The sequence below is a fragment of the Alcaligenes sp. Marseille-Q7550 genome, from assembly GCF_965112015.1.
Window position 1 is genome coordinate 1,438,979 of record NZ_CBCOPU010000001.1, and the last position, 23,924, is coordinate 1,462,902.

The 23,924-nt window shown below is 56.9% G+C and carries 23 protein-coding genes and 2 pseudogenes; 14 read left to right on the plus strand and 11 right to left on the minus strand.

Annotated features, from left to right (window positions below; genetic code table 11):
* Positions 1-37: 37 nt before the first annotated feature.
* Positions 38-1,579, minus strand: a complete 1,542-nt coding sequence (locus ACWPWO_RS06880) for a tripartite tricarboxylate transporter permease (protein ID WP_454005438.1) — start codon at positions 1,577-1,579, stop codon at positions 38-40.
* A gap of 11 nt (positions 1,580-1,590) precedes the next feature.
* Entirely contained in the window at positions 1,591-2,058 is a 468-nt protein-coding gene (locus tag ACWPWO_RS06885; RefSeq protein ID WP_454005440.1) for a tripartite tricarboxylate transporter TctB family protein, read from the minus strand.
* A gap of 178 nt (positions 2,059-2,236) precedes the next feature.
* Here ACWPWO_RS06885 and ACWPWO_RS06890 point away from each other — a divergent pair, with 178 nt between their 5' ends.
* From ACWPWO_RS06890 to ACWPWO_RS06900, 3 genes are all read left to right on the plus strand, one after another.
* Positions 2,237-3,139, plus strand: coding sequence for a LysR family transcriptional regulator (locus ACWPWO_RS06890; RefSeq protein ID WP_454005442.1), 903 nt, complete (start codon positions 2,237-2,239; stop codon positions 3,137-3,139).
* A gap of 211 nt (positions 3,140-3,350) precedes the next feature.
* On the plus strand, positions 3,351-3,602 hold the full coding sequence (locus ACWPWO_RS06895) for a type II toxin-antitoxin system Phd/YefM family antitoxin (RefSeq protein WP_454005444.1): 252 nt from the start codon (positions 3,351-3,353) through the stop codon (positions 3,600-3,602).
* Positions 3,589-3,915 carry a type II toxin-antitoxin system RelE family toxin gene (locus tag ACWPWO_RS06900; protein WP_454005446.1) on the plus strand — a complete coding sequence of 109 codons (327 nt, stop codon included), beginning with the start codon at positions 3,589-3,591 and terminating at the stop codon, positions 3,913-3,915. Before ACWPWO_RS06895 ends, ACWPWO_RS06900 begins: the two co-directional genes overlap by 14 nt.
* Before the next feature lie 88 nt (positions 3,916-4,003).
* On the opposite strand, the gene ACWPWO_RS06905 is transcribed toward ACWPWO_RS06900, so the two are convergent.
* Positions 4,004-5,608 carry a flagellin N-terminal helical domain-containing protein gene (locus ACWPWO_RS06905; RefSeq protein ID WP_454006297.1) on the minus strand — a complete coding sequence of 535 codons (1,605 nt, stop codon included), beginning with the start codon at positions 5,606-5,608 and terminating at the stop codon, positions 4,004-4,006.
* A gap of 252 nt (positions 5,609-5,860) precedes the next feature.
* Positions 5,861-6,178: a hypothetical protein gene (locus tag ACWPWO_RS06910; RefSeq protein WP_454005448.1), complete on the minus strand. Its 318-nt coding sequence runs from the start codon at positions 6,176-6,178 to the stop codon at positions 5,861-5,863.
* 108 nt (positions 6,179-6,286) lie between these two features.
* On the opposite strand from ACWPWO_RS06910, the gene ACWPWO_RS06915 reads away from it, so the two are divergent.
* On the plus strand, positions 6,287-7,543 hold the full coding sequence (locus ACWPWO_RS06915; protein ID WP_454005450.1) for a tyrosine-type recombinase/integrase: 1,257 nt from the start codon (positions 6,287-6,289) through the stop codon (positions 7,541-7,543).
* Positions 7,533-8,378, plus strand: a complete 846-nt coding sequence (locus ACWPWO_RS06920) for a hypothetical protein (RefSeq protein ID WP_454005452.1) — start codon at positions 7,533-7,535, stop codon at positions 8,376-8,378. Before ACWPWO_RS06915 ends, ACWPWO_RS06920 begins: the two co-directional genes overlap by 11 nt.
* Before the next feature lie 61 nt (positions 8,379-8,439).
* Here the strand turns inward: ACWPWO_RS06920 and ACWPWO_RS06925 are convergent, their stop codons facing one another.
* Positions 8,440-9,066, minus strand: coding sequence for a rolling circle replication-associated protein (locus ACWPWO_RS06925; RefSeq protein WP_454005454.1), 627 nt, complete (start codon positions 9,064-9,066; stop codon positions 8,440-8,442).
* A gap of 470 nt (positions 9,067-9,536) precedes the next feature.
* Here ACWPWO_RS06925 and ACWPWO_RS06930 point away from each other — a divergent pair, with 470 nt between their 5' ends.
* Positions 9,537-9,983: a hypothetical protein gene (locus ACWPWO_RS06930; RefSeq protein WP_454005456.1), complete on the plus strand. Its 447-nt coding sequence runs from the start codon at positions 9,537-9,539 to the stop codon at positions 9,981-9,983.
* 117 nt (positions 9,984-10,100) lie between these two features.
* Here ACWPWO_RS06930 and ACWPWO_RS06935 read toward each other — a convergent pair whose 3' ends face one another.
* Positions 10,101-11,660: a FliC/FljB family flagellin gene (locus ACWPWO_RS06935; RefSeq protein ID WP_454005458.1), complete on the minus strand. Its 1,560-nt coding sequence runs from the start codon at positions 11,658-11,660 to the stop codon at positions 10,101-10,103.
* A gap of 588 nt (positions 11,661-12,248) precedes the next feature.
* Between ACWPWO_RS06935 and ACWPWO_RS06940 the strand changes: the two genes are divergently transcribed.
* The 8 genes from ACWPWO_RS06940 to ACWPWO_RS06975 all read left to right on the plus strand — a co-directional run bounded on the left by ACWPWO_RS06940 (position 12,249) and on the right by ACWPWO_RS06975 (position 19,666).
* Positions 12,249-12,866: a hypothetical protein gene (locus tag ACWPWO_RS06940; protein WP_454005460.1), complete on the plus strand. Its 618-nt coding sequence runs from the start codon at positions 12,249-12,251 to the stop codon at positions 12,864-12,866.
* A 436-nt stretch (positions 12,867-13,302) separates the two neighbouring features.
* The gene (locus ACWPWO_RS06945) at positions 13,303-13,425 is read left to right on the plus strand and encodes a hypothetical protein (RefSeq protein WP_454005462.1); all 123 of its coding nucleotides are present in this window, start codon (positions 13,303-13,305) and stop codon (positions 13,423-13,425) included.
* A gap of 119 nt (positions 13,426-13,544) precedes the next feature.
* On the plus strand, positions 13,545-14,594 hold the full coding sequence (locus ACWPWO_RS06950; RefSeq protein WP_454005464.1) for a helix-turn-helix transcriptional regulator: 1,050 nt from the start codon (positions 13,545-13,547) through the stop codon (positions 14,592-14,594).
* Complete coding sequence (locus ACWPWO_RS06955; protein WP_454005466.1) at positions 14,591-16,315, plus strand: hypothetical protein; 1,725 nt, start codon at positions 14,591-14,593, stop codon at positions 16,313-16,315. Before ACWPWO_RS06950 ends, ACWPWO_RS06955 begins: the two co-directional genes overlap by 4 nt.
* A 48-nt stretch (positions 16,316-16,363) precedes the next feature.
* Positions 16,364-16,936, plus strand: coding sequence for a hypothetical protein (locus ACWPWO_RS06960; RefSeq protein ID WP_454005468.1), 573 nt, complete (start codon positions 16,364-16,366; stop codon positions 16,934-16,936).
* Between the two features lie 3 nt (positions 16,937-16,939).
* The gene (locus ACWPWO_RS06965) at positions 16,940-17,968 is read left to right on the plus strand and encodes a hypothetical protein (protein WP_454005470.1); all 1,029 of its coding nucleotides are present in this window, start codon (positions 16,940-16,942) and stop codon (positions 17,966-17,968) included.
* A 46-nt stretch (positions 17,969-18,014) separates the two neighbouring features.
* On the plus strand, positions 18,015-18,299 hold the full coding sequence (locus tag ACWPWO_RS06970; protein ID WP_454005472.1) for a YkgJ family cysteine cluster protein: 285 nt from the start codon (positions 18,015-18,017) through the stop codon (positions 18,297-18,299).
* A gap of 44 nt (positions 18,300-18,343) precedes the next feature.
* Positions 18,344-19,666, plus strand: coding sequence for a DUF445 domain-containing protein (locus ACWPWO_RS06975; protein ID WP_454005474.1), 1,323 nt, complete (start codon positions 18,344-18,346; stop codon positions 19,664-19,666).
* Positions 19,667-19,669: 3 nt separating this feature from the next.
* Here ACWPWO_RS06975 and ACWPWO_RS06980 read toward each other — a convergent pair.
* From ACWPWO_RS06980 to ACWPWO_RS07000, 5 genes and pseudogenes are all read right to left on the minus strand, one after another.
* Positions 19,670-20,977, minus strand: a pseudogene (locus ACWPWO_RS06980) (HipA domain-containing protein).
* Entirely contained in the window at positions 20,974-21,240 is a 267-nt protein-coding gene (locus tag ACWPWO_RS06985) for a transcriptional regulator (RefSeq protein WP_454005476.1), read from the minus strand. The pseudogene ACWPWO_RS06980 and the gene ACWPWO_RS06985 overlap by 4 nt, the downstream one beginning before the upstream one ends.
* Before the next feature lie 100 nt (positions 21,241-21,340).
* Positions 21,341-21,877, minus strand: coding sequence for a methylated-DNA--[protein]-cysteine S-methyltransferase (locus tag ACWPWO_RS06990; RefSeq protein WP_454005478.1), 537 nt, complete (start codon positions 21,875-21,877; stop codon positions 21,341-21,343).
* Between the two features lie 292 nt (positions 21,878-22,169).
* Positions 22,170-23,345 (minus strand): methyl-accepting chemotaxis protein, encoded by a 1,176-nt coding sequence (locus tag ACWPWO_RS06995; protein WP_454005480.1) that lies wholly within the window; start codon positions 23,343-23,345, stop codon positions 22,170-22,172.
* Positions 23,346-23,538: 193 nt separating this feature from the next.
* Positions 23,539-23,820: pseudogene (locus ACWPWO_RS07000) on the minus strand (PAS domain-containing protein); the annotation flags it as partial.
* Positions 23,821-23,924 lie beyond the last annotated feature (104 nt).

Sequence of the window (23,924 nt, forward strand, 5' to 3'; positions counted from 1 at the left end):
TATCGGGTCTTGTTCAGACCCTGTTCTGGTAAGGGGGTCAGGCTCGGGCCTGTGTTTCCGCTTGGTTCATGATGGCGGCCTTGAGGCGGGTCCTGCGCTGCAGGCGCAGCGCGGAATACACCGAGAACAGGCTCAAGGCCGTGAATATCCAGACCATGGGCGAGCGGGCCAGCATGCCGTATTCCGTGCCCACGATGGTCACCGCCTGGTCCAGGTTTTGCTCCAGCAGCGGGGTCAGGATGAAGCCGATGATGAAGGCCGCCGTGCTCAGGCCCAGCCGGCGCATGCCGCAGCCCAGGATGGTGAATACGATCAGCAGCAAGATGTCGTACATCTCCTGGTTGACGGTGTAGGCGCCGAAGAAGGCGAAGACCGTCACGCAAGGGAAGATGTAGTAGCGGGGCACCGAGGCCAGGCGCGTCCAGAACTTGAAGCCGGCGCGCGCGATGATCAGCAGGAACAGATCGGTGATCAGGAAGCCGGCGAAGATGCCGTAGATGACGTCGGTATGTTCATAGAAGATGGTGGGGCCGGGCGTGATGCCGTGGATCAGGAAGGCGCCCATCAGCAAAGCCGTGACGTCGTCGCCGGGTATGCTCAGCGTCAGCATGGGGATCATGCTGGAGCCGCACACGGCGTTGTTGGCCGATTCGGCCGCCGCCACGCCATGCAGGGAGCCCTTGCCGAACTCGTCGGGGTTCTTGGAGGAACGCTTGGCCTCCCCATAGGCCATGAAGGCGGCCGCACTGGAGCCCAGGCCGGGCAGGGCGCCGATGAAGGTGCCTATGCCGGTGGACTTCAGGATGGTGCCCAGGACCGAGCGGAATTCGCGCCCGGTGACCCGGCTGTCGTCGGGATTGGCCGAGGCCGTGGGAATCAGATCCAGGGGCGGCGCCCGGCGGCGCTTGACGGCCTCGATCACTTCCGGCATGACCAGCACGCCCATCAGCAAGGGCAGGAAGGTGAAGCCGCTCATCAATGCCGGAATGTCGAAGGTGAAGCGGGCGGCTCCCGTGATGGGCGACATGCCCACCATGGCGAACAGCATGCCCAGGCAGCAGGACAGCATGCCGCGGGCAATGGATTCGCCCGTCATGGAGCCGACGACGGTGAAGGCGAAGATCAGCAGGAATACTTTTTCGATGGGGCCGGCCTGCAGCGAGATCACCGAGATCGGGGCCGCCACGAAAATCAGCACCAGCGTGGCCAGCGCCTCGCCCGTCACGGAGGCATAGAGGGCCATAGCCAGCGCTTTGCCGGCCTTGCCCGCCCTGGCCAGGGCATGCCCATCCTGCGCCGTCAGGAAGGAGGCGGCGGCCCCTGGCGTGTTGATCAGGATGGCCGAAATGGATCCGCCATAGATGCCGGCCTTGTAGATCGCCAGCAGCATGGTGATGCCGATGACCGGATCGACGTAAAAAGTCAGCGGCAGGACGATGGCGATGGCCATGATGCCGGAAATCCCCGGAATGGCGCCGAAGAAAATCCCGATGCACACGCCCACGACGATGGCGGCGATGGGACCGGGCGCGAAGATCGTGCCCAGGCCCCCGATGAAGTTATGCAAGATGTCAGTCATGCGAGTCCCCTTCAGGACAGGGACCAGACCGGCAGGAAGACGCGCAGGAAAGCGCGGCTGCCGGAGTCGATCATCAGCGGCGTGATAATGGATACGGCCAGCATGGGCCACCATTTCCGGGCGCCCAGCAGCCGGCCGATCGCCAGCATGGCCACTGGGGTGGCGACCACGAAGCCTGCCAGCGGCATGGCCAGCCAGTAGGCCAGCAGGATCGCCAGATAGAGGATCACGCCGATCGCATCCTGCGCGCCGGCCCCGGGGGAACTGGTCCTGCGGGTGGTTCGCAAGATGCCGAGCAGGGCGGGCAGGCCCATGCCAAGAGCGAAAATGATCATGAGCGCCGCGACGATCCGCGGCAGGAACAGGGAGCCCAATTCGGTCTGCACGCCGCCCTCGACCAAGGCGTCGTTGCTGATGATGAGTATGGAAATCAGGATGATGGCGCTGGAAAAGGCCACGTCGACGCGGGGTTTATCCATGACACCCCCTTGGCTTCTTGGTCATGTTTGTCTCCATGAGTTTTATTGGCGTGTATCGGGACCGCCGTTTATCGGGTTCAACCCTATTTAGTCTTAGCCGAGATAGTGGCTAAATCGTTTGATCAGCGCAAATCTTATTTTTTTAGGACTTCATCAGTTTTATTGATGTTTTTGAATCATGAACCTACGCCACATGGAAGCGTTTCGTCTTGTGTTGCTGACCGGGTCGGTGTCCGATGCGGCCCAGCGTCTGTTCAAGACGCAGTCGGCGGTCAGCATGAATATTGCCGCTCTGGAGGAGCAGTTGGGTTTTCCGCTGTTCGAGCGCCGCAAGAAGCGCTTGTATCCCACGCCGGAAGCCAAGTACCTGTATACGGAGCTGGAGGCCATCGCAGGCCGCATGCAGGAGCTGACCGAAACCCTCAAGGACATCCGGAACAAGCAGCAGGGCGTTCTGCGCATCGGTTGCATGCCCGGTCCTTCTTATGTGTTCATGCCGGACCTGGTCGCGGATTTTCTGGATGACTATCCCGGCGTGCAAGTGTCCTTGCAGACCCGGACTTCGGAAAGCATTCTGGAATGGACGGCTTCGGCGCAGTATGACGTGGCCCTGGCCGAGATCGGCGGACCGGACCCGTCCATCGAGGTGGAGCTGTTCGACATGGAGTGCGTATGCGCCGTGCCGGCCGGCCATCGCCTGGCGGGCGAACCGGTGCTGACGCCGGCTCTGCTGGCGGACGAGCCCATGATTGCGCTGTATCCGGATCACAGCACGGCGCATGCCTTGAGCCAAGTGTTCGATGCCGCGCAGTGCCGCCTGAACGTGCGTGTGCGTACCCGATTCTTCATCCCCGCCTTGCGCTTCGTGGAGCGCGGGCAAGGCATCTGCCTGCTGGACCCGATCACCGTGGCCAGTTATGGCCCGCAAGCAGGCCAAGGCGTGGTCTTCAAACCCTTCAAGCCCATGGTGCCGTTCCGGGTCGGATTGCTGCATCCCGCCCACCAGGCCAGGTCCCGGATTACCCAGGAGTTCACGGAGCGGCTGCGGGCCCGCCTGGCGGGGCTGCTGTCCGGTAATTGATCTGAAGGGCGCTGTTGCTGTTGTTCAAGATGTAGCGATGGGCATGGGGCCGTTATGCGACAAGCCAGCGCCAAGTGAATCGCTTCGGGTCCTCTGGGCGTTCGCGTGGTTCTTCGATATCGTTCTGGCCGTCTTTCCTTTCTTCACTTTATTCTTGACGGCTTTATACTGCTAAAATAGCGCTAATTTCATAGCTTTTTTGGGAGTCGATATGGACCTGATCTATGCCGATTACTCTATCAGCATGTCCGAATTCAAGAAGAATCCGGCACAAGTGCTGCGCACGGCGGGCGAGAAACCGGTTGCCGTACTGAATCACAATCGGACGGCGTTATACGTGGTCGCGACACGCTTGTTCGAGGCGCTGGTAGAGGAAATGGCCAACCGCGAGTTGGCTGATCTGGTGCGGCAACGGTTGGCGTTGAAAGACACGGCCGTCGAGGTCGATTTTGAGCAGCTCTGAGCCCAAGGCGCCGAAATACCGGCTGAAGGGCTTGCCGCAGGCACTGCAGGAATGGCAGCGGCTGGATGGCAGTGTGAAAACGGCGTTCAAGAAATTGCTTCGCAAACGACTGGACGTGCCCCATGTGCCAGGCTCCGCCTTGCATGGCGACCTGCGGGATTGCTATAAGATCAAGCTGCTGAAACAAGGGTATCGTCTGGTGTATCTCGTCGAGGATGATGTTCTCGTCGTCTTGGTGCTGGCCGTGGACAAACGGGAAGATATGGCGGCCTATCGCGCCGCTATCCAGCGACTGAGTGACGGTCTGGGCTAAGGAAGAAATGCAAGAAGCCAGCCCGAGGGCTGGCTTCTTGCAGGCTGTCTGCCCCTTGCGCAAGGCAAAGAGCAGGGCTACGCAGAAATTAACGCAGCAGCGACAGAACCGTTTGCGGAACCTGGTTGGCCTGGGCCAGAACCGAGGTGCCGGCCTGTTGCAGGATCTGAGCGCGGGTCATGTTGGACACTTCGACGGCGTAGTCGGCGTCTTCAATGCGCGAACGAGCAGCGGACAGGTTGGTCACGGTGTTGTTCAGGTTGGCGATCGTGGATTCGAAGCGGTTCTGAACAGCACCCAGCTCGGAGCGCAGGGAATCGACGCTTGCCAGGGCCTTATCCAGAGCGGCCAGAGGATCTTTCGTTGCCGTGCCTTCGCTAGTAGCTGCAACTGTCAATTTACCATTTGCATCGATGAAAGCCGTTTTACCCAAATTATCGCCAGCGCTGGAAACTGTGACTTCGCCATTGTCAGAATTTACCTTATAGCTAACGGTTTCGGTGCCGGTCGTGGTGAAATTTCCCTTTGAGTCGATGAATTGAGTAGTCGAGACTCCCAGGTTGTTGAGGTTGATTTGTCCGTTAACTACGCCATCACCAAGTGCAACAGTCGTAGTACCGCCAGTAGCATTGGTTTTGACTTTGGTAAGCAAGTCGGAAGAACTGATGGAGTCTTTAAAACCGATGATGCCTGCAGTAGTGCCATCGGCCTGTGCTTGCGTGGTTGTGTAGGTCTTACCGTTTACAGTGATGCTTGCATTTTGCTCACGCAGTACTGCATTCAAAACATCGTCAAGCGTTGCTTGCGCTGTCGCAGCACCCTGGTTGGCACTAAGAACCATCTTTCCAGAGGTGTCTTCTTTCACCAGATAAAGTGCGTCGCCATTGCTTGCAGACACCTTTCCGTCAGAAGCGATGCTGATGCCAGTGAAGTCGGTGCCAGCGAGATTTACAGTGACATCCGACTTTGCGCCCGAGCCAATAGCTGCTTTGACTTTATTGACGGTATTGGTTGCGCCAGCGGTAGTGTTGGCTGCATCAGTGAAGCTGTTGTTAAAGCTGAAACTACCGCTCTTTGCGTCGTAAGTGTACGCAACGGCAGGATTGGTGCCGTCATCAACAGTTACTGTATTTCCATCAGCAAGTTTGGCAAAAGCGTCTTCAGCACGGACTGCTTCATTGTCGGTGACAACGTCATAGGCTCCAGCGTTCAGAGTTCCGCCAGCGGCGGTCAGATCGCTTAGATTTGCCTTGCGATTAGCGATGACACCGGACCCGCTGACATTGAAACCATCCAGACCAAGGGTCTTGGCGGTGATTTCTTTCAGATTGATTTCGATAGTCTGACCGTCGTGTGCGCCGACTTGTACCGACAGCTTATTGTCGCCGGCCAGCACTTTGACGCCGTTGAACTGGGTCTGACCGGAGACGCGGTCGATTTCGTCCAGACGCTGTTGGATTTCGTCCTGGATGGACTTCAGGTCGGAAGGCGAGTTGGAGCCGGTGGCGGCTTGCACGGACAGGTCACGCACGCGCTGCAGGTTGGCGTTGATTTCGTTCAATGCGCCTTCGGTGGTCTGAGCGATGGAGATGCCGTCGTTGGCGTTGCGGGCGGCTTGCTTCAGGCCGTTGATGTTGGCGGTGAAGCGGTTGGCGATGGCCTGGCCGGCGGCGTCGTCCTTGGCGCTGTTGATAACGCTCTCCGTAAGCCGCTGATAATAATGAGAAAAACAAGGTTTTTACTCCGATTTCCAGAAATTACTACTCTGTGACTACGGCTTGTCGACGAAAGTCGAGGATTCCGACCGTACAGATTTGACGCAGGTACGATAAGAATCAATGACTTGTTAGCCGTCTTTGTCGGCAAGTTTTCTACGGGCTTTCTACGTTGCCCAAACCTAGTTCTGATCCGTCACGGCACCCAAGGTGTCTGTTTTGGGAAGAGACTATTTCTTCCGGTCGGGCCGTCTAAGGGCTGTGTCGTGCAACCTGCCTTCCAGGACTGCGATGGCCCGCTCATCAAAATGCAGGCTCACGCCGTCCTGATCGGAGTCAATCTTGATGCCGAGTTCTTCGAGCTGCTCGACCATGCGGGTGTAAAGCTCGCCGTTCATCGGCATCTCAAGAGTTTCACTTCGCGCAATCGTAGGCTTGGCACTGCCGATCAATTCGGCAAACTGGACTTGGTTATATCCGATGGCCGAACGAACCGACCGCATTACCAGGGCAATACGCACCTGTTTTTTCTTCTCTGTCGTTGTCATAGCAGCCAGAAGTCCGTCCTATACCAAACACGCATTAAATGATACTATTAGTATCGTTATTGGTTTTGTGTGATCTTGCCTCTGCCTCGTACATTACTGACTCAACATATGGTCGATTCGATGCTGTGTCCTGCGGGCAAACGTAGGGTCGACTATTTTGACACACGGCTACCGGGGTTCCTCGTCAAGGTCTCTGATAGTGGCCGTCGTTCGTACTACATCCGGTATCTGGATACGCATGGCCGTACCAAGGAGAAGCGATTTGCCGATGCAGGAATCATGTCATTGGCAGACGCGAGGAACAAAGCGAAGGAACTACTGGCTCGCCTGAGTCTGGGCGACGATCCTTTCGTTGAAAAGAACCAGCGCAGAACCGTCCCGACCTATCGCGATTTCATCCTGAAGCGCTATCTACCTTACATGAAGACCCACAAACGTAGTTGGCGGGTTGATGAGGCGCAATTGCGGTTGCACATCCTTCCTGTATTGGGCGGGCTGTATATGGATGAAATCAAGAAACAGCATGCAATCGAATTGTTGCGGCAGCATCGCGAAGAAAAGCGCTTCAAACCATCCTCCACCAACCGCATGCTGAACGTCGCTCACAGAACTTTCAGCTGTGCGCGGGAATGGGAGATTCAGGGTGTGGCATCCAATCCGATCTCTGCGGTTCGCAAGCTTCGGGAAAACAATCTGCGAGATCGATATTTGAGCAACGAAGAACTCCGCAGACTGATTGCCGAACTCGGTGCTTCGGAGCATCCCAGGATCAAGGAGATCATCGTCATGCTGATCCTGACTGGCGCACGACGCAATGAGGTGTTGGGTGCGAAGTGGTGCGATGTCGATTTCCAGAACCGGATCTGGCGAATTGAATTCAACAAAAGCGGCATTACCCGATACGTTCCGCTATCGACGGGAGTAATTCAACTGCTGCGCAATATTGAGCGGGTTCCTGGAGTGGACTACATCTTCTTCAACCCCGCCACGATGCAGCCTTACGTCAATATCTTTCATGCATGGAATCGAGTACGGGAACAGGCGGGCATAGAGGATGTGCGGCTGCATGATCTACGCCACAGCTACGCCAGCTTTCTCGTCAACAAGGGCCGATCCATTTACGAAGTGCAAAAAATACTGGGTCACTCGAACGTGAAGACGACGCAGCGCTACGCCCATCTGAGCAACGACACTCTGCTGGCAGCCACCAATTCCGTGTCGGACTATGTTTCGGATATATCTGGACGCGTGCTGGACGGCAGAATGAATAAGATTGCTACGACATTGCCTTCGTTGGAAATGGAAAAAACGGGCTTTCTGCCTTCAAGGGCTTTTGAACTGGAAAGGGGAGTGAATGCCGGATAAAAACCTTGCCGCGCTCTACGGGCAAACTGTGAATCGGTTCGTGAATGCCATCCACAGACAGTTCAAAACGTCGAATCGGCTGGCCGATCACTGGGGACAGTTTGAAACTCACTTCCGCGAAATCGCTGAACAGCACCGCAGCGCGATCCTCGCTGAACTGGCCTTATTTGAACGTCATTCGAAGCTTCGGCTGACGATTACGGAAAAGCTCGATGAATTGCTGGAGCAAGACGGCTTCTATCAGGTCTTGATGGCCGTCGAAAAGCGCAAGGAAAGGCTTTCTGACATCATTGCCAAGCTCGACTATGACATCTGGTATGTTGGGTTCTTTCGGCTGCGTGCTCAGGTCGTCATCTATCTGTTGGAAGCCGAGCAGGATGACTTTCTGAGAGAAGAAGACCGCCACATGTATGAACGGTTCCGAAATCGTCAAAGGGCGATGCGCAACCCCATCTATTGGCGTGGTGCCGGTACGGTCATCATGGAACCCACCGAAGATGTCGTGGCCTTGCGGTATCTGCGGGATTCCGACACGGTGGTCATGACGCGTCATGCTGGTGCCTTACATGCGACTTTCGAGCGGCTGAAGCATGATGCCCATGGAATATTGAATTACTTCAATAAACGCGAATTCTTTGGGCGTCTGGGAACATCCGTGAGGGAAGTGATCGACAGGAATCCCGAAGCAGAAGAGCAAGAACTGGTGCTGGCTGCATTAGGGGGCATCAAGCAACTTCTGTCGGAGTGGTCCGGGCGATACCTTCATGCCGGAACTTTGAATGTCGTGGATGAAGGGAAACTCATGAAGCTGACGACTGAAGCCAGATACCCATGAATGACAAAGAGGCCCATACATCGAGCCTCGCAGAAAGATGGGTAAAGACGGAGATCGGCTGTTAACGAACTTTCCGTCCGGTAAGGCAGCACAAGTCATAGATGATGGTGTCGTCGTACCGGTAGCAGTCCTTGGTCATGTAACCAGCTAGCCGTAGTATATTTCCCTCGCGAACCGGTTCAAACCATGAATCTTCGGGATTGGAGCGGGAAGAAGTCATATCCAGATTCGTACTTGCCACCTTGAACCAATTCCGCTTGACTAGATCCCGTATTCCATACATGCCAATTGGTGCATGTGGTTTCGGTTCTTTGAGCAATGCATGGATGTGAAGTGACCCGTCGTCATGTCGTTCAATTGCCGAGTAGTGAATAATTCGGTTTTTTGATCTCTTGCCGTATATCTCACTGCTTAATCGGTCAAAGAATTTCTTCCCCAGAGAAACCACTTCGTCGTGGTCGTTTTTCTTATACCTGAAAGTCAATGTGACGAACCATTCGAAGTCCTGCTGGGTGATGTCGTAGATGTGCTGTGCCCGTTGACTGATACGAAATTGCTCTGGCTCTTTGAGTGATGTGCTGAAGTGGAATTCATCCATTAGGGCGGATCTGATGTCCTCAAGTGTGATGGCTTTGTTGCCGTTAGGGCTATTTCCCTGTAGGGATTGGGTGTTGTGATGCGTGGTCATGTATGTCCTTTATTTGTGTTGTTGTTCCCATTACGGGCGGACTGATGTGAGATATGTGAAGTAGATCAGTCATGTGGTCAACATTTCTTAAATGAAGTGGTTAGAGGAAAATGTTGATTAAAGGGATATTTTGTCTTTTCTTTGGTGTTTTTCCTGACTGGTGATTCCGTGTATGTGGTTCACTTCACCATCTTCATTACAGATATTTTGGGCATAGTTTCACCAAGGGCATTTCCAAATGCCCGACGAATGTCCTGAACGACTAACCCCACGTTCTTAATCACAAAGTCGCCTGTAGCGTTAAATTGTGTCCTCACAGGCAGATGCCAATGAGTTCAGATTGATGAGATGAGGCCACTTGCTATCCCGGTTAAAAGTGCAAGAACACAAGTGGCCGGGTATTTATCTACAGCCGTCTAAAAAGCGCCGGTTTCTGAGGTGATTTGGCTCATATGTGTTATCGTTTTTCTATGAGCAAGCAGCGATCAGCCGACGAGCGATTTCAACTGGTACAGACCATCTACAGCGCCGCGAATCATTTCGACAAGAAGAAGCGAAGAACAGTCACGCAGGCTTGTATGGATGTGGGGCTGGCCCGCAGTACCTACAATCGATGGAAGAAGTTGCTAGACGAGAATCCGGAATGGATCAAGAAGGGCGTATTGCCTGCCCGGAGTAGAGCGCCGAAGAAGAATGGAAAGGCATTGCCTGTGGGTGTGAGGCAACGTATTGAAGATATGGCTCGGTCAGGCCAATACGCCAATCCAAGTCAGATCGGCAAGGCATTACGAGCGGAAGGTGTCAACGTCAGCGATAACGCTGTGAGGAATAACTTGGAGGGGGCTGGCCTCTACGGGTATGGGACCGTCGTGGGAAGCGATGGAAGGCCGGTCAAGAAGAAGGTGATCTTGCGATAAAAGGCGATCCCTTCAGCTATTGCAGCATCCCAAATAGCAAAAACCACCAATCCCGAAGGAAAGGCGGTTTCGAGTTCTGTATGGGGACGGTTGCCCATCCCCATGCCTTGCCGAGAATTAACGCAGCAGGGACAGAACGCCTTGCGGTACTTGGTTGGCCTGAGCCAGAACCGACGTACCAGCTTGCTGAAGGATCTGAGCGCGAGTCATGTTGGAGACTTCGACTGCGTAGTCAGCGTCTTCAATACGCGAACGAGCTGCGGACAGGTTGGTGACGGTGTTGTTGAGGTTAGCGATCGTGGACTCGAAACGGTTTTGAATCGCACCCAACTCCGAACGCAGGGAGTCAACTGTGGAAAGAGCGTCATCTAGCGTCTTCAGAGGGTCGTCCGTGGCTTTTTCGGCAGCGGCTGCGGCTTCCGAAATGATTTTGACGTTACCTGCTTCAGTACGCGAAATGAAAGCAGTGACCGCCACGGTACCACCGGCACCGTCGTCCTGATCAAATGTCAGTTTGCTTCCGTCGGCGTTAGCGGTGTAAGTAGCGCCACCCAATTTGAGCTCGCTGCCAGCTTTCTTAGCCCCTTGCAAATCGAGATCAGCCAATTTTGCCAGTCGGTTAGACGAGGTTTCTTGCAGAGTAAGGGACCCGTCGATTTCGGATTTGTAGACAGTCTTATCAATGGCTAGCGCTTCATTACTACCGTTCGCATCACTAGTCAAAGTCAAGGTGACCTTTTCGCCGTCAATCATAGCGGTGGCCGTGCCTTCGGCCTGAACTTCATCACCTGCCGTAGTGTCCGCGCGAACAAACGCTGTGTCAACTGTGAACTCGACACCATCCAGTTCAAAGGTGTCGCCCTTTTCTAAGCCAACGATTGCGGCGTCAATTGCATTGACATCATCAAAATCGCCAACCGAGGTATTGGTGATTGTCTTTTCCGTCGTCAAGCTACCATCAATAGCATTGACGTAGACGCTTTCTTGAGTGGTATTGCCAGCGTTCGTAACAGCGGTGGTAATTTTACCGCTGTTCAGATCGACACGGATCTCTTCGCCGTCATTTGTGCCGGCAACCGTTGCGCCTTCGTATTTGTCGAAACCGGTAGCACCTTGGGCACGGAGGTCGCTAACGGTGGCTTGACGCGCACCGTCAATGCGAAACTCCTGAAGGCCGAGCGACTGAGCGTCGATCTTCTTCAGGTTCACGGAGATCGTCTGGTTGTCGTTTGCACCAACTTGGATCTTCAGGGCGTTGTCGCTAGCCAGAACTTTCACGCCGTTAAATTGCGTTTGTTCGGACACGCGGTTGATCTCAGCCAGACGCTGGCCGATTTCATCCTGGATCGACTTGAGATCAGAATCGGAGTTAGTGCCGTTCGTGGCTTGAACAGTCAACTCACGGATACGCTGCAGATTATTGTTGATTTCGTTCAGAGCGCCTTCCGTCGTCTGTGCGATGGAGATACCATCGTTCGCGTTACGCGAAGCTTGGGTTAGACCCTTGATGTTGGCGGTGAAGCGGTTAGCAATGGCTTGACCAGCAGCGTCGTCCTTGGCGCTGTTGATGCGCAGGCCGGAGGACAGGCGCTCGATGGCCTGGCCCAGCGCGCCTTGGGATTTGTTCAGGTTGCCCTGGGCAACCAGCGACAGGTAGTTGGTATTGATAACAGACATGGTAACTCCCAATGTTGAGTAGAGCGGCGAAACGGTTTCGCCCTTTGCCCAGGAAAGCGTTGACGTTCTGCTGGGCCCCGGAGGGTTGATCGCGCATTCGACACGCTGCGTTCTTCCTGTTCAGTTGCATTTACGGAGGACAGTATGGGAACTTTAGGGGGAGGCGGAAAAAATTCAGTTGTCTGAGCTCGGGCTGCTGTCTGGGGGCGGTCGATAGATGTTTCCTGCCTGCGACCGGGCGTGTCCAAGCGATCCGGGCAGGGCACCGATACCCTGGTCATTCGTTCTATTGCCATGTGGTATGGGGGCTACCCTTGGCAACCTCGTTCCACCATGCCCATCAGCAAGCTGCGCTGCTCCGGATATTTTCTTGAAGCACGGCCTCGAGACTAAGGAGCCGTTGCCATGGCCGCACACCGCTGTTCTCTGTTCTTTCTTATTGACTCTTGATGGACTGAACAATGTCCGTATTTTGTTGTTAATGGCGGAGTTGCATGTTGAGGGTGCTAGTTAATCTATTGATTTCGCCGAGGCGGCGGAGCATCGGGTCAGCTCTGTTTTTGGTCAGGCGGGTCAATTGGAGAAGATATGGCAGTAAGGACGGCAAAGGGGCCCGTAGGCATCAGGCAATTCGAGGATGCTGTTCATGAAGGCATTCGGAGAGCGTACGAGGACTATCCAGACTTGTCGGATTGCGACGTCATCGACGCGCCGGAATACTATTTGACGGTGAAAATTGCTGATGAGTTGAAACAGCTCAATTTGTTTGTGAACTTGGAGTGCTCGGTCAAGAACACATTGCGTTTGGCCGGCGTGGTGGAGGCTGAGAATATTCGTAAAGAGTTGCGAGGCAATGGTCGCTTTGATTTCGTCGCACATTCCATTCAGAACAAACCGCGATTTATGGGCGAAGTCAAGCATCCGGTTGCTGTTCTGAGCCGTCTCGACGGCGATCTTGAGCGAATTTGCGGTATTTTGATGTGCGGCGGGGTCAATAGTTTTCAATCCGGCGTTATCGCGTTCTATGCATTCAAAAAAAAGAAGAAGGCGCTGGCCAGTCTGGATAAGCTGATTGCCGATATCAAGGCGCGCTGTACGGCAGCCAGCAGTGAATTGTCTTGCAAAGTTCAAATGAGCTGGAGGCCCCTGGCGCGGCGCGAGAATTATGCCAGCGCATCGGTGTGCATGGTGGTCAGGCCCCGATAACGGTGATGGCTGTATTCGTGCTCGGCAGTACGAACGCATGAACGACGCTTAGCACACCACACTCCGGAGCAGGACGTGCCTGGCGGAACATTGATCGAAAACAGCGCATGGCGACAGACACCCTGCCGCGCGCTCGCCGCTCTTTATTATAGATGCCCAAGTCTGCCTTCCTCGTCGGCGCACAAGCCGGGCAAGTTTCTCCGGCGGCGTACGCGCTTCGTACGTAGCCTATGACGCTGCGGTGTCCTGGGCAGGCAAGGAAGAGGGGAGGCTCGTTTGCCGAGACCTATCGGGCGAGAGGCGCCGAGGAGCAATAGGAGAGCCGGGCCGCGCAATCTCCCTGTTTTTCAGCAATTCTCCCGTGCGACATAGATTGTCGCCTGTCAGTGAAATAATCCCTCCCATAGACTTGAATCGTTTCGAAAGGGCGGTTGCCATGAAAGAGTTTGTTTGTTTTTCCATGGGATTGATCTTGGGCGCAATGCTGATGAAGCGTAGCCGGATGATTGATGAACTGCAGCGGGAATTGGATCGTGAGCGGCAGCGTAGCGATCATTAGACAGGGGGTTAATTGACCGCGAAAGAAGTTGCTCTTCTTCACGAAGGTCGAAATAATTGTTACAAAAGCTGTCAAAAAAGTGCGTATGGAGATGGTGATGGAACGGCAAGGATATGGCTATGTCTGTGCCCAAGGATAGGCTTTTCAGGCACTTGGCCATGTTGCGATTGATACCGCGCGCGCCCAAGAGCATTTCCACCACGGATTTGCTGGAGAAGCTCAAGGCGGAGTGCTTTGATATTGATATGCGCAGCCTGCAACGAGACTTGTCGGGGCGGCTGTCCATGGATTTTCCTTTGCAATGCGACGAAAGCCAGCGCCCTTATCGATGGAGCTTTTCGAAAGATGCCCCGGAGTTTGCCTTTCCGGCCTTGGATACGCCAACGGCTTTGGCATTTGTTCTGGCCGAGCATCATCTTCGCAAGTTGCTGCCTCCCAGCGTGCTTGGGCTGCTCGCGCCACATTTCGACCTGGCGCAACGGCAGATGCTCGGCCTGAAGAACAATAATCTGGGGCGATGGGCGGAGCGGGTGCGAGCCCTTCCCAATGGCAAGGCTTTGCAGCCGGCGCAATTGGATCCACTGGTCTGGGAGCAGGCCGCTATTGCCTTGCTGGAGCGGCGGCAGTTGACGATTCACTATCTGAGCCGTAGCAAGGGGGATCACAAGGTCCTGTCTTTGCATCCCGCGGCCCTGGTATCGCGGCATTCGGTCAGCTATTTGATTGGCGTTGTGGATGGTTATGCGGACGTGCGGCAATTCGCCTTGCACCGCATCAAGCAAGCACACTGTTCGGATGCGCCTGCGCATGAACCGCCGGGCTTTGACCTTGATCGCTATATCCACAGCGGCGGTTTCAACAACCCCGAGCCTGTAGCGCAGCTGCGCCTTGTCGCGGATGTGGCGCCGCAAATCGCATGGCTGCTGCGGGAGACGCCGCTGGCCCCGGAGCAAGACCTGGAGGCAATCAATGGCAGCGATTGGGAGCGCTTGTATGCCCGGGTTCCGGATGATCAGGAAACTTTATGGTGGATATTCGGGCTAGGGGACAAGATCCGTGTGCATGAGCCCAACCATTGGATTGAAAAGATCAAAGCCAGGCTTGATGGAATGTCCAGCTTGTATTCAAAACCCAGCAGTACCTCAACCCAATGTCTGGAGACTTTATGAACCCTTATGAAACCGAGTTTGACGCCGACGACTCCAAGGATGAACGCAAACGGACGAGCCGCGACATGGATCGCACTGCTGCAGCGCTGGCAGCGCATGAAACGGTACAGCGCTTTGGCAGCGCCGGCGCGGAGTACATCAAAGGATACGCGGGCCTGGATAGAGAAACCGGACAGCGCCTCGCCAAGGGATTGGCGGGCATTTCCCAGTCCAAGGTCAATGATGATCCCGTCTATGCCGCCCAGAATATTCGGCAGCAGGCGGGCTTCAGCGCAGAGGTGGCCGCGACCAGCCGGGATAATGCGCAAGCCATCATCAAAGGCTCTCCGGTCCGTACGTCTCGGACAGACGATTTGTCTCAATTCGGCGTCAATCACAATGTAGTCGATCGCGTACTGATACTTGACGGCAAGATCCTCGATGGTTCGCAGTCACAGATGAAGTTTGTGGGCAATCGCAATGAGTTGCTCGACAGTATCGCTCGCGAGGATGGCAAATTTGCCCGATACCGGGGTGTGCAGTTGGAACTGCCGTCAGAACAGTTCAAAGGGGATCAGGGTTATTTTCTGGAGCAGGCAAAAAGGCTGAGAGCGCGCGCCGAAGTGATCGGTGCAGATCCTGTCAAGTCAGGGCAGGCGCAACGCTTGTTGCAAGAGGCGGATTCACTAGAACAATACATTGCAGGGCCGGATTTTCAGCCCGAGTCCGTTGCCCAGTATTGCTTGAAGCAGGCCAGGCAGCGCCGCGCCAATGCCGTACAGGCGGAGACGCATGGCCATACAGAGGCGGCCGGTAAGTTGAAAGCGGAAGCGGAGCGTTATGAGCGGTTGGCGGACAAGGTGCGTGACAGCGGCCTGACCACTCAGGAAGCCATTTTCTATCGTGAACATCCGGCCATAGCAACATTGCTGGATATTGGCCGCACGTCGCACCGTGCCGGCCTGGAAGGAGCGCGCATCGGCGCGACCGTGGGGGTCAGCATCTCACTGTTGCGTAACTTCTTTGCGGTTGCGCAAGGAGAGAAGGAATTGGCCGACGTGTTCACGGATGTGAGCAAGGATGCCGTACAGGCCGTTGCCGCGGGTTACTTCACAGGTTTTGCCGGTGCAGCGATAAAGGGAGGAATGCAGCAATCCGAGAGTGCGTTTGCGCGACAGTTGGCGTCCACCCATGCTCCCGCACTGGCCGTGAACATCTGCCTGTCTCTGGGGGCCAGCGTCAAGCGTTATGTCAGGGGTGAGATCAACGAGGCCCAGTTTTTGTCCGAAGTCGGAGAAAAGGGGGCGGGCATGCTGTCAAGCAGCATGATGGCGGCGGTGGGGCAGATAGCGATTCCCATCCCGGTCGTGGGAGCGGCCATCGGCGGACTGATCGGCTATACCCTGTCGTCCATGTTCTATCAGAGTGCCCTGGACGCTGCCCGGGATGTCGAGCAGTCCCGCGAGCACCTCGAGCGGGTGCGCCGGGCAGCGGCCGAGACAAGAGCGCGCATCGCTATTGAGCAAGAACAGCTGACCCGGTTTATGAGGCGCGAATTCCCCCGGTTGCAGCAGGAGACCGTCCGACTCATGGACGTATTGAGCTGCGCCGATGACGGTGGAACGGACGCGATGGCCGCCGCCGTGAATCGGTACGCCTCTTTGCTTGGGAAACAGCTGCAGTTCGGGGGGCAGGCCGAGTTCAACGAATTTATGGCGTCGGACAAGCCATTGATTCTCTAAGGGATGGGTGTGTGCCGATGATTTTCATGAAGGGAGGTGAAGAGGTTCATGTTCTATAAGTTGCTCAATAGTGAGGATAAGAAGTATTTGCTGAGATTGGCGAAGCTTCTGGTCTTGTGCGATAAGCCTTTGTTGTGGGATGGCAAGCCTTCCAGCAAGATTACAGTTGGGACGAATCTGGACATGTTGTCCGTGTTGGAAAGCGAGAATGAGAAGGCGATCATTGATGAGCTTGAAATAGTGGCCGGAATGGCCGATGGATTGGGTTCCAGGGACGTGGAGTCATCAAGGCGGGTTCACGATGCATTGATCGGGGCCTTGAAAGAATATCCGGTCTCCACCATGGAGAAGCCGGAGGTGCGCTTGCAGGCGGCGACCAAGGTGTTGAAGAAAATCGTCGCCGGCAAGGGGTTCGATGTGCCGGCCGTGCCCAAGATCGTTCTCTACGAGCTGTTGATGGTGGCATTGGGTGACGGTCATGTGGCGGGAATCAAGTGGGCGCTGCTCAAAGAGTTTCAGCGGCACCATCAACTGGACGATTTTATTTTTAATGACTTGCTAGAACGTGCGGAGACGCTCAGCCGGGAGACTAGCAAGACAATATCTATTATTCTGGAGTAAGAAATGGCTATTCCATTGATTGTCGGCGCCGCGGCCATCGCTGCTGGCGTGTATGGCGCGGTGAAGGGCGTGAGTGGCGCCATGGACCATAGCAATGCCAAGGATATGAACAACGACGCTCGTTCCGTCGTGGACAAAGCCAATGACGACGTCGAGGCTCAGCGCAAGGCGACCAATCATGTCCTGGAGGATTATGGTCAACGCAAGTTGCGGGCGTTCAATGGCGTCGTGGCGGAGTTCATCCAGACATTTGAACGACTGAAAAACGTTGACCTTGGTGAAGGCCCCGGGCTTGACAAATTGACCGGGGGAGCATTCTCCAGTGAGATCATCGTCGGATTGCGCAAGGATTACCAGGCCCTTCAGGATGCCGGTTTGGGTCTGGGGGCCGGTCTGGGAGGAGGCGCCGCGTTGGCATTTGGAGCTTATAACGGCACGATGCTGTTGGCGACGGCCAGTACGGGGACCGCTATTTCTTCCTTGGGGGGAGTGGCGGCGACCAATGCAACCCTGGCCTGGCTGGGAGGCGGATCCCTGGCGGCCGGAGGGTACGGCATGGCGGGTGGCATAGTGGGTCTGGGAGGGATCGTCGCCGGGCCTGCGCTGGCTATTTTTGGCCATATTCTTGGCAGCAAGGGGGGAACGGCGCTCAACGAAGCCAAGAGCAATATGGAGCAGGCTCGAACCCTTGCTCAAGAAGCCGAACTCATGGTGACCAAGCTGAAGGCGATCGAGAAGGTGACTACATTAGCAAATAGCACTTTTTCCAAGATCAGCTCTCATCTGCGCCGGGCTGTGGGTGATCTGAAAAGAATCATCGAACAGGAAGGCGAGGACTTCCAGGCGTTTTCGGATGACAGCAAAGCGGCGGTATTCAGGGCGGTGAAGTTTGCCCAGCTGTTAAAAGCCATGATTGATACGCCCATTCTGGATGAGGCCGGCAACCTGGTGTTGTCGACTGAAAAGCGTATTCAAGAGGTAGTCGCTGTCGCCAACGGCCAGAAGGATGAGTTGGATAGACACGGCAGCTAAGTCAATCAAGGCAAATTCCCCCTGTGTGACAGGGGGACTCAATTTCATGCAAAAAATTCTGCAGCATAAGGCGTTTCCTTGTGTCCAATGTGGCTTGTGCTGCCAGATTGTTCATCTGGCCGCCGAGACCCGTTTTCTGGACCGTGGTGACGGAACGTGTAGAAACTTCGATGTGGAGACCAAAGGCTGCCGGATTTACGCGGAGCGTCCCGATATTTGCAGAGTGGATCGGCAGTACGAGCTGCGCTATTTTCGGCAATACAGCTGGGACGATTTTGTGTCGCTGAATCTCAAGGCATGTCGGCAGATCGCAGAACATGTGCTGCCTTGAGCGTCCATCAGGTCTATCTTGTTCGTTTTTTTTTTTGAGATTGAATGGCGATGTCAGCGTGTGCCCGGGTTTTATCCGCCCCCGAACACCGCCTGCGCAAGATGAAGCTCAGCGCTCTGGCGCTGTTGGTGGTCACTGTCTGCCTGTTCCTGCTGAGTCACGCCATGATGCGTCAGGGCGAGGCGGCGCCGGCGGCGGGTCTGTGGCCCTGGCTGCGGGCCTTCAGCGAGGCCGCCACCGTCGGGGCTCTGGCCGACTGGTTCGCGGTCGTGGCCTTGTTCAGGCGGCCCTTGGGGCTTCCTTTGCCGCATACGGCCATCATTCCCAACAAGAAGAACAGCCTGGGCGACAGCCTGGCCGTGTTCGTGCGCGATCATTTCCTGGACTCCGCCGCCATCCTGGAGAAGCTGCGCGCCCTGGACCCGGCGGCGCGGCTGGGGCAGTGGCTGTCCCGGCCGGAGCAAAGCGGACAAGCGGCGGCCTACATGCGGACGGGCCTGCGGGAGGCCTTGCGTCTGCTGGATGAGCAAAGCGTCAAGCAGGCGCTGACGGACGGACTGCGAGCGTACCTGCTGCGCTGGAACCTTGCAGGCACGGCGTCCGAGATCCTGGGCCTGCTGACTCGCAATGGCCGCCATCAGAGGCTGCTGGACGAGGTCTTGCAGCAGCTGGGCCTTTACCTGGCGGACGAGGCCGTCAGGCAGCGTGTTGCCGGCGTTTTGCTGCGTCATGCCCAGAACGAATGGCCCGGCATCCTGAAGCTTGTGGGGGTGGTCGCCTCGGTGGACGATCTATCGGGCAAGCTGGCCGACAAGCTGGCGCGCGCCTTGGTGGACGAGCTGCAGGACAGTCTCTGCCAGCCCGATCACGAGTTGCGCCAGGATTACGAACGCTGGGTGGAGACCTATATCCAGCGGCTGGGACGCGATCCCGCACTGATCGAACAGGTGGAGTCCATCAAGCAGCGCCTTCTGGAGCATCGGGAAGTCGGCGCCTATATCGATGGCCTGTGGAACGACGTCATCAGGACCTTGCGCACTGACCTGGACAGGGACGATTGCGCGGTCGCCGCGCATCTGCGCCAGTTGGCGCAGGACCTGGGACAGCGCCTGGAAAAGGATGAAGAGCTGCGGGCCACCTTGAACGAACACATGCTGTCCGCCGCGGCGGGCCTGGCCGAGCATCTGCGCGAAGGCGCGAAAGACCATATCTCCCGCACAGTGCGCAACTGGGACGACCAGGACCTGGTGCGCGAACTGGAATTGAGCGTGGGCACCGACCTGCAATTCATACGCTTCAATGGCACGCTGGTGGGCGGCCTGGTGGGTGTTGCGCTGCATGGCTTGTTGATGCTGTGGGTGGCGTGACGTTCAGGCCAGACGCTGCGCCATATCTTTGATGACGGTGTGCAAAATAGTCCTCAAGCAGCGAGACTCTCCTGCCATGGTGGCTGCAAGCCCCGGACGGGCCTGGACAATGCGCATGTTTTCCGTTTGCACTTCATCGTAGAGCGCTTGGGCCTCCAGCTCGATACGTCCACGGATATGTTCCAGCAGGCGTTCCGCCGTTCCTTTAGTCAGGCTCAAAACCGCTCCAGCCTCCAGCACCAGATCCCGGTGGATGTCCGAGAAGCGATTCGCCCCTAGAATGGGCCAGGCCAGTGTAGTGTGGGTCGGCCAGCCTTGCCGGTCGAATGCCCGTGATTCGTAAGCGGCAATGCTGAGCAGGTCATAGAACGGTGCTAGTTGAATGCCTTCGTGCGACACCAGGAAGCTCAGATTTTTCAAATGCGCGTCGCTGTTGCCGATAAGCACATTGAATACCAGCCAGACGAAGATGCGGGATCTAGCGACCGCCGGGCTGCGGCAAGCCATGGCCAAAGAGGCCAGGTTGTCCATGTTGCCTTGGCTGTACTTGAAGCTGCGATCGAAACCTAGCAACTGGCAAGCGTCTATCGCGTGCTGGCGTTGCCAGCCCTGCGGGGTTGGTATTCGATCAAAGCGATTGATCAGATACACGGGAGAAGGTGTATAGCGTCGATGCACGTCAGGCACATCCAGACGAAGCCGTTTAGCTAGACGCATAACAAACTATTCGTTAATGACGGAATGCGGGTAATCTTCGTCCGGATGGTTCGGCTTGAGGATATGAGTGGAAGGGGTGGCGCCGGCGGGCTCAAACAACGCCCCGTCGCGCAGGACGATGGCCAGTTTGTGTTGCGCGCCAGCTAAAGACATGCGCTTGATGGCGGCACGGGTCAAAGGGGCCTTGGGTAACTGGCGTATCCGCGCTTCCAGGTGGTCGTCCGACAACGGCCGCAAGGGTTCAGCGGACTGTGGCGGCGCATCTGTGGGCAACAATGTCAATGACCCTGCGGATTCTGCGCCGTACCAGGCCAACAGGCTGAAAGAGTCGGCGGCATTCAGCCTGGCGTCTTTGGCCAGCAAGAAGCGCTGGTTTTCTTCTGGCAGCAGATTGTCGAAATACCATTGTACAGGGCGTTTGCTTGCGCCATCTACCAAAGGCTCCAGTGTCAGTGGCAGGTGGGGGCTGAGTGCGAAACATCGAGGGTTTTTCAGCCATGGTTGAGCGTACTGGAAACTCCACAGGCCCTGGATTTCCTGCAGAATGCCGACCGGGGTTTGATCGATGAATGCCTGCAACGTGCGGCCGCTCATGATTTCTCTTTCCCGTCAGGGCCATGGCCCAGATAGGAGGCGACGCTGTCGGGTACGTCCAGTACCACGCGGATTCCCAGCCCTTCCATAACCTGGAACAGTTTTCCCCACTGAACAGTTTCGCCGCCACGCTCGATCTTGCCCAGAAAGTTTTCGCTGACCCCGATGCTGCCGGCGGCGTCGTCTTGCCGTATTTTCTGGACCTTACGGCTGGCGCGTACTATTTGCCCGATGGCGCTCGCTTGGTCTATAGGTATTTTCATAAAAAATCCTCATGACCATGAGGATTTTAGATTGAAATAGTAAATTCTGCAATAAAACCGCATGATCGTAAGGATTTTTGATCGCCTCTGGGTTGTATGTTCATAATCCTTGCGTTCGTGCGGTTTTAATGAATTCCTTCTCGTGCCGGATCATGGCTTTCTTGCGCTCCACGCCCCAACGGTAGCCGGTGATGCCGCCGTCGCTGCGCAGGATGCGGTGGCAAGGGATGAGCAGGGCGATGGGGTTGGAGGCGCAGGCGCGGGCGACGGCGCGGGTGGCGGCGGGCTCGCCGATGGCGCGGGCGATGTCGGTATAGCTGCGTGTCTGGCCGGGCGGGATCTGGCGCAGGACGTTCCAGACCTTGAGCTGGAAGTCGGTGCCATGCAGCTCCATGGGGATGTCCGGCGCTTTTGCGGGGGCGTGCAGGTAGTCCGCCAGCTTTTGCAGGGCGGGGACCCTGTCGGCTGGCACTTCGTGCAGCTGCGCGCCGGGGAAATGGCCCTGCAGATCGGCGCGCATCGCGTCCTTGTCATCGCCCAGGCTGGCGGCGATCAGTTTCTTGCCGTGCATGGCCGCCAGCAGCAGCCCGAAGTCGCAGGGGGCGATGGCGTAATTCAGTTCCAGGGTGTCGGGCATGGTGTTCTCTCCTGGGGATGCACGCTTTCTGCCTGGTCGACGAGGCATTTCCAGCCGAAAAGCGCGGGCGGAATGTGAAGCTCTAGTGCAGCGCAGGCTGAGGAGGAGGGCAAGCGGTCCTGCCGGCTGTCCGATTGTTTGCCGGCCCCCGACGCAGCCAGCCCGTTCCATACGCCATGGGGCGTGGTCTTTCCGGGCGGCGTTCCACGTTCAGGGCTACCGGTAGGACCGGCGACTATCAGTCTCATGTTCGTTCATGCCATCCGTCTGCGATCGGCGTCTGCGTTCTTGATCAGGCCACTTTCAACAAGGGAATGGGGTCCTGCGTGGCGCCGGGGTCGGGGATGTAGGTGGAGCGTCCATGACCGGTGTTCAGCAGTTGAATGGACAGCTTCAATTCCAGCGCCTGCCGGCTGAGCTGGCTGACGGTGTCTCCCAGGTTGCGCGCCAGATCGGCGTTGTCGTTGGTGTCCTGGTCCATGTGGGAGACCGCTTCGTTGATCTGCGCCAGGCCGCTGGCCTGTTCGTCCGAGGCGGTGGAGATTTCGTTGATCAGGTGGGTGACGTCCGAGACCGACTGCATGATCTCGTCCATGGTGGCGCCAGCCCGATCGGCGTGGCGCGCGCCGGTGGCCATGCGCTGCAGGGAATCGTCCACCAGGGCCTTGATCTCGCCCGCCGCCTGGGCGCTTTTCTGGGCCAGGCTGCGCACTTCGCCCGCCACCACCGCAAAGCCCTTGCCGGCCTCGCCGGCGCGGGCCGACTCCACGGCGGCGTTCAGCGCCAGGATGTTGGTCTGGAAGGCCAGGCCCTCGATCATGGTGACGATGTCGCCGATGCGCTCGGAGCTGTTGTGAATGTCCTGCATGGTGTTGACCATGTCCTGCACGACTTCTCCGCCGCGCCGGGCCGTGGACAGGCTTTGGCCAGCCAGCTTGTTGGCCAGGCGGGCGTTGTCGGCGGTCTGCTGCACGGTCATGGTCAGCTGTTCCATGCTGGCCGCGGTGCGCTGCAGTGAACCGGATTGGGCCGAAGTCCGGCTGGAAAGCTGGCGGTTGCCGTCTTCCAGGCGGGTCGATACGTCCAGGGAGGCCTGTATGCCCTGGTGCACGTCGCGCGCCAGGCCCAGCAGGCTTTTGCGCATCATGTCCATGTAGAAGTAGAGCTGGGCGACCTCCTGGCTGCGCGTATGCTGCGGATTCAGTTCGATCAGCAGGTTGCCGGTGGCGATCTGCTGCGCGATGTGGGTGGCGCTTTGCAGCGGCCGCATCATGCGTTGGGTCACCACCCAGCCGTAGGCCAGGGTGGCCAGTCCGGCCGCACCCAGGGCGCCCAGCCCGCCGGCCAGGTAGGCCGCGGAGGCGCCGCTGCCGGCCAGCAGGGCGGCGCACAGGGCCAGCAGGCCGCCGGTCAGCAGGCCGAAGCGCAGCAGGCTGGCGCGCAGGCTGCGGTTCAGCGGCTGCAGCATCGCGCGCCGCCGCGCGCCAGCCGGTGGATTGCAGGCGGCCTTCCCGGATGCGGAAATCGCGCAGGCCCTGTTCGTTGATGGCCTGATACAGATGTTCGGCTTCGCGGATCTCCTGCGCGTCGGGCCGCACGCGCACGGAGGCATAGCCGCTGACCCGGCCGTTTTCAAGCAGGGGAATGACGCGCGCCTTGACCCAGTAGAAGCCGCCGTCCTTGCGTCGGTTCTTGATCAGGCCCGACCAGGGTCGCTGCTGTTTCAAGGTCTGCCACAGGTCCTGGAACAGGACGGGCGGCATGTGGGGATGGCGCACGATGTTGTGATGCGAGCCGATGAGCTCGTCGTGGCTGTAGCCGCTGATTTCGATGAAGGCGGGATTGGCGTAGGTGATGCGGCCTTGCAGGTCCGTCTTGGAGATCAGGTAGACCTTGTCGGGCACCTGAGTTTCATGTGAGGTGATGGGATGGTTTTCGCGCATGATCAGGCCTATGGAGGGCTAAGCAACAGGGAACGCAACCCCTTATGTTACTGATCTGCGTCTTCCTATTACATCGTGTTAATCATGGAATCTAAATGTGTCAC